The organism is Lacrimispora struthionigena (assembly GCF_048627165.1).
Taxonomy (GTDB): Bacteria; Bacillota; Clostridia; order Lachnospirales; family Lachnospiraceae; genus Lacrimispora.
This window is the reverse complement of the sequence record NZ_JBMBWP010000002.1, coordinates 2691663-2705808: the sequence shown is the minus strand read 5'-3', so window position 1 is coordinate 2705808 and position 14146 is coordinate 2691663. Positions and strand designations below refer to the sequence as shown.

At 42.8% G+C, this 14146-nt stretch carries 13 protein-coding genes; 1 reads left to right on the top strand and 12 read right to left on the bottom strand.

Annotated features, from left to right (window positions below):
• Window positions 1–98 precede the first annotated feature (98 nt).
• The 6 genes from ACOAOT_RS21640 to ACOAOT_RS21615 all read right to left on the bottom strand — a co-directional run bounded on the left by ACOAOT_RS21640 (window position 99) and on the right by ACOAOT_RS21615 (window position 7557).
• Window positions 99–1043 carry an ROK family glucokinase gene (locus ACOAOT_RS21640; RefSeq protein WP_420218837.1) on the bottom strand — a complete coding sequence of 315 codons (945 nt, stop codon included), beginning with the start codon at window positions 1041–1043 and terminating at the stop codon, window positions 99–101.
• A 46-nt stretch (window positions 1044–1089) separates the two neighbouring features.
• A complete protein-coding gene (gene tkt / locus ACOAOT_RS21635; RefSeq protein ID WP_420218836.1) occupies window positions 1090–3069 on the bottom strand; it encodes a transketolase in 1980 nt (659 codons plus the stop codon).
• Window positions 3066–4340 carry a DUF5711 family protein gene (locus ACOAOT_RS21630; RefSeq protein ID WP_420218835.1) on the bottom strand — a complete coding sequence of 425 codons (1275 nt, stop codon included), beginning with the start codon at window positions 4338–4340 and terminating at the stop codon, window positions 3066–3068. The genes tkt and ACOAOT_RS21630 overlap by 4 nt, the downstream gene beginning before the upstream one ends.
• Before the next feature lie 72 nt (window positions 4341–4412).
• Entirely contained in the window at window positions 4413–5663 is a 1251-nt protein-coding gene (locus ACOAOT_RS21625; protein WP_420218834.1) for a LysM peptidoglycan-binding domain-containing protein, read from the bottom strand.
• A 62-nt stretch (window positions 5664–5725) separates the two neighbouring features.
• Window positions 5726–6325 (bottom strand): spore protease YyaC, encoded by a 600-nt coding sequence (gene yyaC, locus ACOAOT_RS21620; protein ID WP_104439635.1) that lies wholly within the window; start codon window positions 6323–6325, stop codon window positions 5726–5728.
• Between the two features lie 140 nt (window positions 6326–6465).
• A complete protein-coding gene (locus ACOAOT_RS21615; protein WP_420218833.1) occupies window positions 6466–7557 on the bottom strand; it encodes a hypothetical protein in 1092 nt (363 codons plus the stop codon).
• A gap of 167 nt (window positions 7558–7724) precedes the next feature.
• Between ACOAOT_RS21615 and ACOAOT_RS21610 the strand changes: the two genes are divergently transcribed.
• Complete coding sequence (locus tag ACOAOT_RS21610) at window positions 7725–7991, top strand: hypothetical protein (RefSeq protein ID WP_420218832.1); 267 nt, start codon at window positions 7725–7727, stop codon at window positions 7989–7991.
• Between the two features lie 61 nt (window positions 7992–8052).
• Here the strand turns inward: ACOAOT_RS21610 and ACOAOT_RS21605 are convergent, their stop codons facing one another.
• The 6 genes from ACOAOT_RS21605 to ACOAOT_RS21580 form a co-directional block, all read right to left on the bottom strand.
• Entirely contained in the window at window positions 8053–9399 is a 1347-nt protein-coding gene (locus ACOAOT_RS21605) for a glucose-6-phosphate isomerase (protein WP_349673903.1), read from the bottom strand.
• Window positions 9400–9510: 111 nt separating this feature from the next.
• Window positions 9511–10428, bottom strand: coding sequence for a hypothetical protein (locus ACOAOT_RS21600; RefSeq protein WP_420218831.1), 918 nt, complete (start codon window positions 10426–10428; stop codon window positions 9511–9513).
• Window positions 10429–10555: 127 nt separating this feature from the next.
• Entirely contained in the window at window positions 10556–11254 is a 699-nt protein-coding gene (locus ACOAOT_RS21595) for a 5'-methylthioadenosine/adenosylhomocysteine nucleosidase (protein ID WP_104439628.1), read from the bottom strand.
• Between the two features lie 80 nt (window positions 11255–11334).
• The gene (locus tag ACOAOT_RS21590; RefSeq protein ID WP_420218830.1) at window positions 11335–13149 is read right to left on the bottom strand and encodes a methyl-accepting chemotaxis protein; all 1815 of its coding nucleotides are present in this window, start codon (window positions 13147–13149) and stop codon (window positions 11335–11337) included.
• 68 nt (window positions 13150–13217) lie between these two features.
• Window positions 13218–13742 (bottom strand): isopentenyl-diphosphate Delta-isomerase, encoded by a 525-nt coding sequence (gene idi, locus ACOAOT_RS21585; protein ID WP_420218829.1) that lies wholly within the window; start codon window positions 13740–13742, stop codon window positions 13218–13220.
• A gap of 11 nt (window positions 13743–13753) precedes the next feature.
• Window positions 13754–14134: a proteasome assembly chaperone 4 family protein gene (locus tag ACOAOT_RS21580; protein WP_420218828.1), complete on the bottom strand. Its 381-nt coding sequence runs from the start codon at window positions 14132–14134 to the stop codon at window positions 13754–13756.
• Between the last annotated feature and the right edge of the window lie 12 nt (window positions 14135–14146).

Below are 14146 nucleotides of genomic sequence, written 5' to 3'. Positions count from 1 at the left end.
AAGCTACTTTTATCTTAAAAGACCTCATTCCCAGATAATTGGAAAATGAGGTCTTTTATAGACATATTTAATTTATAATAAAAATATATAAATGGTCATCAGTCAAGAATCAGTCTTGCCGCGCCGAAAATACCGGCATCGTTGCCAAGTGTTGCAAGAACGATTTTGCTCTTGCTTTTTGATATAGGGGTAAATTCATCGTAATGGCGGTAAATCTCATCAATCAGAAATTGTCCTGCCTTTGATACGCCTCCGCCTATAACAAATACTTCCGGATCAATGACCATGGTAATCTGAGCCAGTGCAAGACCAAGATAATGACCCACGATATTGATCACAGTCTTTGCCAGTTCATCTCCAGCCTTTGCCGCATCCAATACTTCCTTCGCAGTTACGCTATCTCCGAACTCCCGCAATGCAGAAGGAATATCCGTAGAAGCCATCTTCCGTCTCGCTTCCCTTGCAATACCGGTTGCACTTGCAATCTGCTCTACACAGCCTACGCCGCCGCAATTGCAATGTTCTGTCTCTTCATCCCGGATATGGATATGACCGATTTCACCTGCCAGTCCGTGCTTGCCGGCAATAATCTTCTCTCCTATGATTACGCCTCCGCCCACACCTGTGCCCAGGGTGACCATAACGATGTCTTCGTAGCCCTTACCACCGCCCTGCCACATCTCACCCAGGGCAGCCACATTGGCATCATTTCCGCACAGCACCGGAATTCCGTCCAGCCTGCTGCTCAGTTCTCTTCCCGGATATAAATCACGCCAGCCTAAATTGACGCAGACTTCTACATATCCATCCGGCATAACCGGTCCAGGAACTCCCATTCCTATGCCTTTGATCTCATCAAGAGAGAGCTCAAGCTTTTTAAGTGTTTCCAGAATGGAAGCAGACACATCATCAAGAATGTATCTTCCGTTCTCTTCCGTTCTGGTACCAACCTCCCACTTATGAAGAAGTTCCCCTGTTGTTTCAAATATTCCGATCTTAACAGATGTTCCTCCCACATCTATGCCAACACACTTTTTTCCCATATCCAGATACACTCCTTTATGCTTTTGTACCACAGAGGCAGTTTAATTATAAGGATTTTGCCACTTCTGCCACATGCTCAGGCGTAAATCCAAAATGGTCAAATAACAGATTAGCAGGACCGCTTGCTCCGAATCCGGTCATGGTCACATAAGCGCCGTCAAGACCTACATATTTGCCCCAGCCGAAATCGCTTAATGCTTCCACTGCCACACGTTTTCTAACTTCTTTTGGAAGTACGGATTCCTTGTACTCCTGGCTCTGCTCCTCAAATAAATCCATACATGGCATGGAAACTACGCGGACTTTCTTGTCAGGAATAAGAGCTTTTGCCTTTACAGACAATTCAACTTCCGATCCGCTGGCAATCAGAATCAGATCTGGTGTTCCTTCACAGTCATCGATTACATATCCACCCTTTAATGCCTCTTTGCTGCTTCCTGGCATAGGAGTCAGATTCTGTCTGGTAAGAACCAGAGCGGTCGGAGTCTTTTTGGAAGTCAGTGCAGAGTACCATGCTGCTTCTGTCTCTGTTTCATCACAGGGACGGAATACATGGAAGTTTGGCAATGCACGTAACATGGCAAGCTGCTCAATTGGCTCATGAGTAGGACCATCTTCACCAACACCGATGCTGTCGTGAGTGAATACGAAGGATAACGGTACTCCCATTAAAGCAGAAAGACGTGCCATGGGTTTTGTATAATCACTGAAAACAAAGAAAGTAGACACATAGGTACGAAGTCCGCCGTGAAGCATCATACCGTTTCCTATGGCTGTCATTCCAAGTTCCCGAACTCCGAAATGCATGTTTCTGCCAGCCGGGTTCTCCTTGCTGTAATCTCCCATATCCGACATATTTGTCTTATTGGAAGGAGCTAAATCCGCAGAACCACCGATTAAGTTTGGCATATATGTCTTAATTCTGTTTAAAATCTGTCCGGATAAATTTCTGGTTGCATCTGCCTTCTCCGGCTTTTTCCAGAAATCAGCGCATGCCTCGATGGATTTCTCTCCTGCATCCGGGTCATGGTAAGCATTCCACAGTTCTTCCATGTCTGGATACTCCTGGCAGTAAGCAGCGAACATTACATTCCATGCCGCTTCTGTCTCCGCCTTTTCCTCAGCAAGCTTTCTATAATGGCTGTAAACTTCCTCCGGAACATAGAATGGCTCCATTGATGGCCAGCCTAAGTTTTCCTTTAATGCAGTAATGTTATCAGCACCCAGAGGTTCCCCGTGAGCACTTGCCTTACCCTGCTTTGCAGGACAGCCAAAGCCGATCTGTGTCTTTATGGTGATAAAGGAAGGATGCTCGGTATCTGCCTTTGCCTCTTCGATTGCACGTCCGATGGCTTCTAAATCATTACCATCCTCAACCGTAATAATCTGGAAACCAAATGCTTCCATACGTTTTTGTACATTCTCTGTAAATGCGATATCTGTACTTCCTTCAATGGAAATTTTATTGGAATCATAAATAACAATTAATTTACCCAGACCAAGAGTTCCTGCAAGAGAAAATACTTCAGAGGAAATTCCTTCCATCATGCAGCCGTCTCCACCCAAAGCAAAGGTGTAATGATCAACTACCGGATAGTTGTCCTTATTAAATACAGCAGCAAGATGACTTTCGGCAATTGCCATACCGACTGCCATACCCATACCAGCTCCAAGAGGACCTGTGGTTGCCTCAACTCCCACTGTATGGCCATACTCCGGATGTCCAGGAGTTTTAGAACCAAGCTGGCGGAAATTCATCACATCCTCTTTGGATAAATTACCATATCCAAACAGATGGAGCAAAGAGTACAACAGCATGGATCCATGACCTCCAGACAGGATAAAACGGTCTCTGTTGGCCCATGTTGGATCTGCTGGATTATGATTCATGTGATTTGCCCATAATTCATACGCAGCAGATGCGCAGCCTAAAGGAAGTCCCGGATGTCCGGAGTTGGCTTTCTGGATTGCATCGGCAGAAAGGATGCGGATTGCATTAATTGACATAGTATCGATGTTGCTCATTGGTATTGTCCTCCTATTTGTAATCTTATTTCTTTCATGTTCTGGGGTCCGGATACGATCAGAGTATTGGGAAATCTGCCGTTTCGGATTTTTGTTATGGGAAAATCAAATGTACTGGAAAATTTAAGCCTTCCTGACATGTTATAGACTCTGCAAGAGTCTTCATTATACAAAATTACCAGGTTTCCGTCAATATCAGCATGGGTGTACTGATATTGGAAACCACTGGTAAACATCAGGTTCCCATTGGATTTATATACAGAAAGCTTATAAGGATTTTCCCCTTCAGGGTTATCGGTAATCATTCCTGCATACTTGTCCGAGTAAAATACACTTTTTATCTCATCTTCAGCCGGAATCTGCTTAATCAGCTCCGGAGAAAGTGCATTCTTTGTGGAATAAAACGAAATACCATTATCTGCAAACGCACAGGAGTATGTGTCATCAAGAAACCTTACCTGCGCTACAAATGTGGACTCATAAGGTTCATCAAATCCCCCTACAAGCCTGTCCGGAACACTTTTACCGATTTCTGCAAAATTATGAAAGGCAACTCTTCCATTCATTGTTCCATTCTTTAAAAATGCATAAGATCCAATCAGCTGTGTTCCGTCAGGGGATAAGCTGATATCCACCGGATAACCGGAATCTCCTCCTAATAAAGCTTTGATCTTCACATCCAGAGAACTGCCATCCCGTTTATAAAAATACACATAATTGGAAGTAGTATCTTCTAAGATCGCAGCCACCACTCCATGGGCTGATACAGACGCCTTTATAATAGGCAGTACCGTGTTTGCCACTCCGGTATTACCCGTCTTATCAAAGACATAGATGGAATTACCCTGTTGATCCGCAATGACCGCATAAGAGCCATTGACACTGGCAACCGGTGATTTCATCTCATAGCTCTGTATCCATACCTCTTTCCCCTGGTTATCAATATAGGAAGCTCCATCCTTGCTGTATTTTAACACATTGGTTCCAAAGTCCAAATATCCAACGTAGCTTCCTTCATTGAGCGATTTTTCCCAGACGACGCTGTATCCAGTATACTGATAATAATTCAAATATGTATACAGACTGACTGCACCTGCAGACAGGATAAAAAGCACCACCAGAAAAATCTTTAACTTTTTCTTTTTAACCTTTGTGCGGGCTCTTTTTATGATTTCATTGCTGTCCTCGTCCTTTTGCGGTGAAGCCGGGACAATCTGACGCCGCAGCTGGTCTTTCTTTATCTCTCTGTTCATAGAGTTCATATCGCTCATGCAGTTTCTCCTAAAAATGCCCATATGTAATTGTAGTATACATCAAATTAGAGAGAAACGCATTAAGTTTTTCTACGGAAGACGCAATTTCTGGCCCGCAACTATCTTATTTTCATCTTCTAGTCCATTCAGTTCGCAAATTTCCTTTAATTTATTAACGCTCTTATATTCAGCAATACAAATCCCATACAGCGTTTCTCCTTCTACCACGGTATGAATCCGTTGGCTATCCGTCGCTGCTGCCTGGGTTGCAGGTTGTGTCTCAGGTTTAGCTGCCTGTGTCACCTTCTCTTCTACTACCTTTTGTGTTGCTGGCTCTGACTCTGCGGCTGCAGCTGTCTCACTGACTGTCTCACCCGCTGTTTCCCCAGCCTGTGCCGCTGTCTGCGCCTGTGTGGCTCCCGGCATGGTTTCAGACATGGTTTCCTTGCTGACTGCAGAGGTCGGATATACTTCTCCATCTGCTTCCTCTACCACTACTCCTGATTCCTTTTTTTCACCCTTTTGCTGGGTCTTATCACCCAGGAGAATTTTTTCTGCCTTGGCTGGAATTGCAGAGACTACCACACTTTCCATGCTTTTCATACGCTCATAGTTGTTAAACATAACAATTCCGCCAGCTAATACGACAACTGACATGGCCATGCACATGCCCCGGAGAAGTCCGACAGTCTGATGCCTGTCCACTGCTTCTTCCTTGTTCTCGCCCATTCGCTTGCGGAATTCTTCAATTACCTTATCATTTGTATCGGTTTCGATACGTTTTACATCCTTGCGCAGTACCATATAATCCTGCATCATTTGATTGCGTTCATAATAGATACTGTACCCCTGAAGCTTATAAAAACCATCTTCCGAGGTTACATAAATTGTTTCATCCCCCTCTGTTCCACAGCTTAGATACATTAGTTTGTTGGGACCTCCAAAATACTGCATGTGCTGCTTCCAGTAATTTAAAGGACTTAAATCTTCTCCCGGACTTCCACATATAAACCAGCCCTGTATAGATCTTTTTGGAAAAAGCTGGTCCATGTTTTGGGAAGCTCTTTTCCATGACAGTTCTGTAAAGGACACCTTCAGGCCCTCTTCCGTCACATCTTCCATCTCCAATGCTCCGTCGATAAAGATATACGGCGTCCCGTCACTTAACTCCATACTGCCAAGCAAAAGTCCGACCCGCAGTCTTTGTCCAGTTACAGGAAAAAGACGTTTTAAATATGTGTTAACATAATCCTCTACATATAATTTTACGATTTCATCCCGTTCCCCAATCTGTCTGATGTTTTTGGGCAGCTTCGGGAACGGATTGTATAATTCATCCATTGGATCACCCCGCTATTCTATTTAATCCAATGAATCATAGCATAAGGCATTTGAAAAACGTGTCAAAGAAAGTACGAGTTTTCCCATAACTTTTCGACAAGACAAATACTGCGGCTGATGCAGTCTGCCATACGCATGACAACAGAAAGCCGGATACTCTGAAGCATAAGCGGATCGTAATTTCCACAGCTTCCCACAATACCTGTAATAAAAATATCCCCTACAGCCCGAAGCTCTTTGCTGACTCCAAGGCCTGGTTTTAACGCCCCTTTTCCAAGGGTGACATAACCAATATGCTCTATATTTCCAACAGAGGCATCCACGGCTACCACTACATGATTGGGATATCGCAGCTTTAAAATAGTCTGATAGGTATCCAAATTCATGGCGTGAACCGGACGCTCCAACGTGCCCAGTAACTCTAAATGCTCCAGTCCCATTTCATTTAGCTTATAACCAATTAAGGGCCCAAGGCTGTCTCCCGTGGAACGGTCGGTACCTATGCATAAAAACAGCACACCTGCCGATTTTCCATTCTCCTGCTCCGAGCATATCATGCTGTAAAGTCTGGACGCAAACTCCTCTGCTTCAAAGGTCTGCCTGGTGTCATAATAAAAAACATCCCGATTTCCCCGGATTGCAATTCTTTCCCATAATTTCATAATATACTGCCCTGCTGTCCTTATTTTTCTCTGTTCTATTATAAGCCGGGTTCTTTAGAATTATTCACCTCAATCCTTCAGAAAAACGCAAAAAAAGTACAGGCCTGCCGTTTATGCCGGCTGGTTCCTGTACCTTTATTTTAGTCTTTTATGCTGTTATAAATTTCCTTGGCTTCACTAATGGTTTGTGCCTTCCCCATCCGTATCATATCTGCCAGTTCATCAAGCTTCTCCGGGATCATATATTCAGATCCGATATAAGAGGCATAATTATCATTGATAAACAGCGTCTGCTCCTTAACCCGTATCTGAGCTTCTTTCCAGTTATTAACCGCCTCTTCGTGTTCCTTCTCAAGCTGTGAGATTTTTTCTCTTTTACTGCTGGCTATTTCATCGGAAATAATCGTACTGGTTACCTTATCAAATGTATTCAATGCCTCCTGTTTCTTGTCCGCAATGTCTGCAAGATCCTGTTCTGTTTTTGCAATCTCATCATCAAACTTTTCCAGATTATAGACCTTTTCGTTACGATCCTTTTTTATAGAACGGATAATGGCACGAAGCTTTCTCCGATTTGATTTTATAGAATTTTTAATCGCCCTTCCCTTTTTTAAAGCCTCTGGGTGTCTGACTCTTGTCCGATTGTTAATCAGAATATAAATCCCGCCAAAAAGCAGGATGGAGACAAAATAAATTCCTGCCAGATAAAATGATTTTCTTTGTGGAATGAGAAAATAGATTCCGCAGGGTATGGCAAGAAAAAAAATAAGTGCTGTAAAAAGCAGGATAATGGTTTCAGAAAACCCTCTGGTAAAAAACAAAGCATAATACCAGGTGCTCCTGCAGTAAGACGGAACATGATCCCGTTTAAAAACAGATTTTAACTCAGTTAACAATTCTTTGTTTTTATCCTTAAGCTCCTGAGTCTCCTCTTCAATCCGTTCCTTAATTCCCTGTGTTTTGGCTTTTTCCCGTTTGTTTCTTAATCGCTTTAGATTGTCCTGTTCTTTCGCGATCTCTCTGTCATAGGTATCGTTAATTTCCTGTACCCTTTTTTTTACCGTAAGGCTGATGGCATCGGTCACAGCCTTTCTCTCTGCTTCCAGTTCTCTAAAAAGACTCTTTTCTTCCAGACGGTATTTTTCAAGCAAACTCTTGCTTACCGATAGTTCCTGAACGGCTCTGCATGCCTCTCCAAGAAATCCAACCTGATCTTCTATAGGCTGTGCCATCTTTTGTCTTCCTCCTTCGGTTTTTCCTCTCACAATTTTATCATAGGTTGATTTGTTTTACAATGTCCTGAATTTCTTCCTTGCCATATTCGTACACATAATGCTATAATCGTTTCATCAAATGACTGCCGGTCACCGAAATTTGTCAGATAGAAGGGAAAATTATTATGTTTCGTATGTGGGCAAAATTAATAACCAATACCCGGATCGTAAAAGATACCGTCATCTGTATCTCCGATTACAGTCTGTCCAGAACTTCCATGGTGTTTCAGTCTCTGGAGGAGATCTGCTATCAGTTTGATCTAGGAAAGCCCATATGGCTTGATTCTACTGTAAAGGATTTTAAAGTTCATTCAAAAGCACGATTTACTCAGGATAATTTTATAGAACCCATTGATTTTGATTTTCTGGAGATACAGATTATAGAAGAATAATACTTACTGGTAAAAAAAAGTCCTCCATTTACATGGCAGGACTTTTTATATTTAAAACAGATTATAATCTCTTTAAAAGCTCTTCTCTTTCCTTCTCAAACCCAGGCTTTCCAAGGAGAGCAAACATATTCTTTTTATAGCTTTCCACACCCGGCTGGTTGAATGGATTTACTCCCAGAATATAGCCGCTTACACCACAGGCATATTCAAAGAAGTAAAACAGCTGTCCTAAGCTGAATTCATCCTGATCCGGAATGTTCACCATCAGATTCGGGACATCTCCGTCACTGTGCGCCAGAATGGTTCCATTCATCGCGCTCTTGTTCACGAAGTCCACGCTCTTTCCCGCCAGATAGTTCATTCCGTCTGTATCAACCTCTTCTTCCTTTAAGAGGATCTCTGCCGGAGATTCTTCTACATTTAATACAGTTTCAAACATAATTCGGGACCCATCCTGAATAAACTGTCCCATAGAGTGCAAGTCTGTGGTTAAATCCACTGCTGCCGGAAAAATACCTCTCTGATCCTTTCCTTCGCTTTCTCCAAACAGCTGTTTCCACCACTCGGAAACATAATGAAGGCTTGGCTCATAATTTGCCACGATCTCAACCGACTTTCCCTTTCTAAGGAGAATGTTGCGGACCGCTGCATACCGGAGTGCACCGTTTGATTCATAAGGTGTGTTTACTGCCTCCTCTCTGGCTGCTGCCGCGCCTTCCATCAATTTATCAATATCAGCACCGGATACTGCAATCGGAAGAAGGCCGACTGCCGTAAGCACTGAGAAACGTCCTCCCACATCATCCGGAACAACAAACGTTTGATAACCTTCCTGGTCCGCTAAATTCTTTAACGCACCCTTCGCCTTATCCGTAGTGGCATAAATCCTTTTATTTGCCTCTTCACGTCCATACTTTTCGATCAGCAGATCCTTAAATACACGGAATGCAATTGCAGGCTCTGTGGTTGTACCGGATTTGGATATAATATTAACGGAGAAATCTTTTCCTTCCAGCACGTCCTTTAAATCCTGAATATACTTGCTGCTAATGCTGTTGCCGACGAAATAAATCTCCGGAGTTTTACGCTTTCCTTTTGGTAATACGTTATAAAAGCTGTGGGATAAAAATTCGATCGCTGCTCTTGCACCAAGATAAGAACCGCCGATCCCGACAACAAGCAGTACATCAGAATCACTCTGAATTTTTTCTGCTGCCGCCTTTATTTCCTGGAATTCTTTTTTATCATAATTGACCGGTAGATCAATCCACCCCAAGAAATCGTTACCTGCACCAGTTTTGTTCATCAGCACATCCTTCGCACACAGTACTGTGGCTTTCATGTTATCCATCTCTTCTGCTGATACAAATCCTGCTGCTCTGGAATCATCAAAAACTATATTTCCCATTGCTAATATTCTCCTTTTCCTATTATGTCAGGTTCCTGTCTGCCTGTTTAGGAAAATTATATCATAGAACTCATCGAAATGCGACTTTATTTTCTTCTGCCCTCCGAACGTTCATGTTAAATATTCCTGGAGAATTTCGCCAATCAGCTTTAATTCTTCCGGATTTAAATCCTTAAGCCAATCCTCTCCCTGTCTGTTTCCCCGCTCCTTTTCCCTGCTTGCTGCAATCTGTTCCAGACTCTTTTTTAAATAGTCCACATCACGGACGGAACCTTTTACTTCCGATGCATCCATGGATTCTCCTCTCATTGGCAAACGCTCCATTTCATCAGAATATTCCTCCGCCTGCTTTTGAGGACGGTTGCGCACCCTCTGTCTGGCGCTCCTTCTGTCAGCCTTTCGATCAGGCTCTGCTTCCGGTTCTGCCGCAACTCTGGACTGAGCCCCATAGATAGATCGGATATTTTCACGAGGCTCCAGCCGCGGCCCCGACATGGAAGCTGATTCCTCCCGTTCCTGATCCAGTCGGTAGATCAGTGTATTTTCCAGATAATTATCCAGTGTTGCAAACAGCTGCTGACGTTTCTCTGTAACTCCCGCACCATGATCCACCAATATGGTAAACAAACCTGCCATAATTCCTACCGAACCATATAAAACTATGTAATAAGGATCTGTCCGGTACCAGTAAGAACCAAACGCGGCTGCACCACCCGCTAAGAAACACCAGAGTGTCATTTGATTCGATAACATGTTCCAGCCATGGAGTGTAATACCCATATGTTTAAAATCATACATCTGTCTTTCTAAATAAGGCTTGACCCTGGGAATCCCCTGGTTCATTTGATAAGTTGATTCGGTCTTCTGTTTAAAAGCACGAAGGTTCCTGTTTTTAGTAAGTGTCAGATTGTCTGATTCTTTAATCAGTCTTTTGTAGAGGTTACGTGTAAGCCATCTGGTAATAATGCCAATGCCGCAGAAAACTGCCATCACGTATAACGCTTTGCCTGTCTGTAAAAATTCCAGCATAATAATAGCTCCCCTTTCTTCCCGGCATCTCCGGGTGATAGGTTTATTATAAACACCCGGACTGCCTTTGGGAAGATGAGAGAGCCTAGAATCGTTCGTCAAATCCTGCCAGAATTCGATTATTAAGTTAATCTGAATATTTTTCTGCCATAGCTAAAATAAGGTTCACAGAAGCTTTCACTGCCTTTTGTTCAAACTCGCTATAGTCCATATTTGCGCTGTCATCCGCCTTATCTGAGATAGCTCTGATAATGAGAAATGGTATATGGTTTAAGTGAGCGGTCTGTGCAATGGCAGCCCCCTCCATCTCTGTACAAAATCCCTGAAATGTATCAGAGATCCAGGTTTTTTTAACCCTGTCAGAGACGAACTGATCCCCTGAAACCACTCTTCCTTTAAAAATTCCAACTTCAGGATTCACCTCTTTGCAGCAATTCTCAGCCAGATTACGGAGTTTTTCATCTGCATGAAATGAAAATTCCTTCATCTGTGGGATCTGTCCTGCCGGATAACCAAAGCCTGTTGCGTCCATATCATGATGTACTACATCTGTGGAAAGCACCACATCTCCAATATTAATCTCATTCTTTAAAGACCCGGCAATTCCTGTATTAATAACTGCAGTCACATGGTAATGATCCGCCAGAATCTGTGTACAGATAGCTGCATTGACCTTTCCTATGCCACAACGGACTACAACTGCTTCCAGCCCTTTTAATGTACCTTTATAAAAATCCATTGCCGCTATGGTTTCAACCGTAACATCCTTCATGGATTCTTTTATTTCTGCAACTTCCACATCCATTGCTCCGATAATTCCTAACATAGCAGTCCTCCTTTTTGTTTTATTGTTTCATCGACTACCGTATTATTATAACGGAAAACGGAGCAATTGTGTAATTAATTTCAATATTTTCCGGACGCTGAATCAAAGGCTGCAGATTGGTTTATCTCCGGTTCCGCAAATCTTGGAGCGAACGGTTCATTTCCTGTGCTGACAGATACACTTGTGAGCTTAAATTTTGAAATCTGCTCCCTGAGTATCTGTGCCTGTGCAGCCAGTTCCTCACTGGAAGCAGAGCTTTCTTCCGCAGTTGCAGCGTTGGTCTGTACAACAGCGGAAACCTGGGAAAGCCCCTGGTTAATCTCGACAATGGAATTTGCCTGATCCTGGGTATCGGACTCGATCTGTTTAATTGCTTTTTCCACCATTGAAGACTTTTCAGCTACATCATCTAAAAGCCGTAAGCTTTCGTTTGCCATCCGCTCGCCTTCTGCTACTTTATCTGTAGATTTCTGTACAAGATCTGCTGTCTGTTTGGCCGCTTCCGCTGATTTTGCAGCCAGATTTCTCACTTCATCCGCAACTACAGCAAAGCCCTTGCCTGCCTCACCAGCTCTTGCTGCTTCTACTGCCGCATTTAATGCGAGAATGTTTGTCTGGAAAGCGATGTCTTCCACTATCTTTGTTACCTTGGATATTTCTTCCGAAGAATGACTGATTTCTTTCATTGCTTCATTCAGGAGTTTCATCCGGTTATTACTTTCTCCCACTCCCTGACCAGCCTGGAATACTGACTCTGTCGCATTACGTACAGATACTGTATTCTTTTCCGCTTTTTCCGTTACGCTGTGAATGGAAGCAGTCAGTTCTTCAATGGTTGCCGCCTGCTCGGTTGCTCCTGATGCTAATGCCTGAGAAGCATCAGAGACCTGTCCTGCTCCTGAGTTTACCTGCTCAGCTGCTGAATGAATTACCTGCATGGTTGCATTTAATGAGGCAATTGTGCTGAGTAAAGACTGTTTAATTGCAGAGTAATCACCAACATAATCCAGATCAACCGTAAAACTCATGTTTCCCTGAGAAAGCATAGTGAGCTTTGAAATAATATCTTCAATATAAGTAATAAGTCTTGCATTGGTAGAACGAATGCTTTCAGCCATGCGTCCCAGTTCATCACGGCTCTCGTAGTGAATTTCTGAACGAAGATTTCCTTCTGCCATGCCTTTATACACTTCTTCTATTTCTTTAACAGGTTTTAAAATTGCCCGTGTCAGTACAATTATAATAGAAAGGGTAGCCAACACAGATGCCACCAGTACTACCAGAAGCATTACCCATGACTCTGCAATAACGCTTTTAGCTGTCTGTTTCTGTACATCCGCTTTTTGTGCACCAACCACATTCATCTGTTCCATTATATCTGTAATCTGATTAAAGGGTGGTAAAAATTCTTCCTGGAAAATTGTATAAGCTGCTGATGCATCTTTTTTTGATGGGTCGTTTAGCAGGTCAAGAATTTTATTACGGGCTACTTCCGCCTCCTGAACATGCTGATTCACATCTGCTATGTTTTTATCATTTGCTGCACTTCGCTGGTTTTTGGCAAATTTGTCAAAAACCTCCATAAAATTTTGTGCGCTTTTACTGGACATGTCAAGAGATGCCTGATAATCTTTTCCTGATTCTTTTTCAAGAAGCGCCATTAGTAAAAATCTCTGTACTGACACAGCTTCCCTCTGGGCTTCCAGGTTGTTAGAGGTAAGAGGATAGGTGAATTTTGAATATAATTCCACCTGGTTTCCAATTTTGGATATACTGCTAGCAGATGTACCCAGCGAAATTAATAATATTAAAAATAATATACCAAACCCAATTGATAATTTCCATTTAACCGATAAATTTGTAATCCAAACCTTAAACCCTTTCTTGTCACTCATTCGTGTACCTCCCATTAAGTATTTATTTTAAAGCCAATCTATCTCTGAACAGCGAAAAATCCAGGTCATTACCCTGGTACTTTTCCGCTCATCAGTTTTTTAATAACCATAGGTGCTGCAGTTAAAAACCACACCGTATACTGTTCCGGATTTTGCAGCATGCTTTCAGACAAATCAGCTATTTCCATCCATTTCAGATCCATAATTTCTTCCGGATCCGGACTGATTTCTCCATGATACTGACCAATAAACACGTGGTCATATTCGTACTCAAACATATCATCATGAAACTTATGATAATAAATAAAAGAACCTGCTTCCTCACAGTTTAAGACGACTCCAAGTTCCTGATAAAGACGTCTTTTAACTGCCTCCTCTAAAGATTCCTGAAATCGGGGGTGAGAGCAGCATGCATTGGTCCATAAACCACCGGAATGGTATTTTTCCAATGCACGCCGCTGAAGCAGCAATTTCCCCTCATGATACAAAAATACTGAAAAAGCCCTGTGAAGCAATCCCTTTTGATGACACTCTTCTTTGGTCGCTTTCCCTATTTCCCGATCCAGTATGTCAACACAAATCAAATGGTCCATAATTACCCCAATCAGTCCTTTTTAAGATACTCTTTTAAAAATAAATCTGCTGCAGCTTCCACATTGTCACACAGAAGTTTAATCTCATCCATCGTGGCATGTTCAACATGAACTCCAAGACTTACAGATACCGGCTCTCCCAGCGCAGTGCAAAGCTTCTTCGCGATCTTTTGTGCCAGCTGTGCGTCCTTATGCCCCGGTACTGTCAGGGTCCACAGATCGCAGCTGGAAAGTTGCTGTCCATCAATCTCTGCACCGGGGGCAGCCAATGCTACTCCTCCAAGATGTGGTCTTTCACCGCCGCTTATAAAAACTGCAAGTCCGTTTCCTGTTGTTATATGGACGCTCATACTTACCGCATACTTTCCGTCTCCGTAAATTTTGTTTATCATAATATCTCTCCC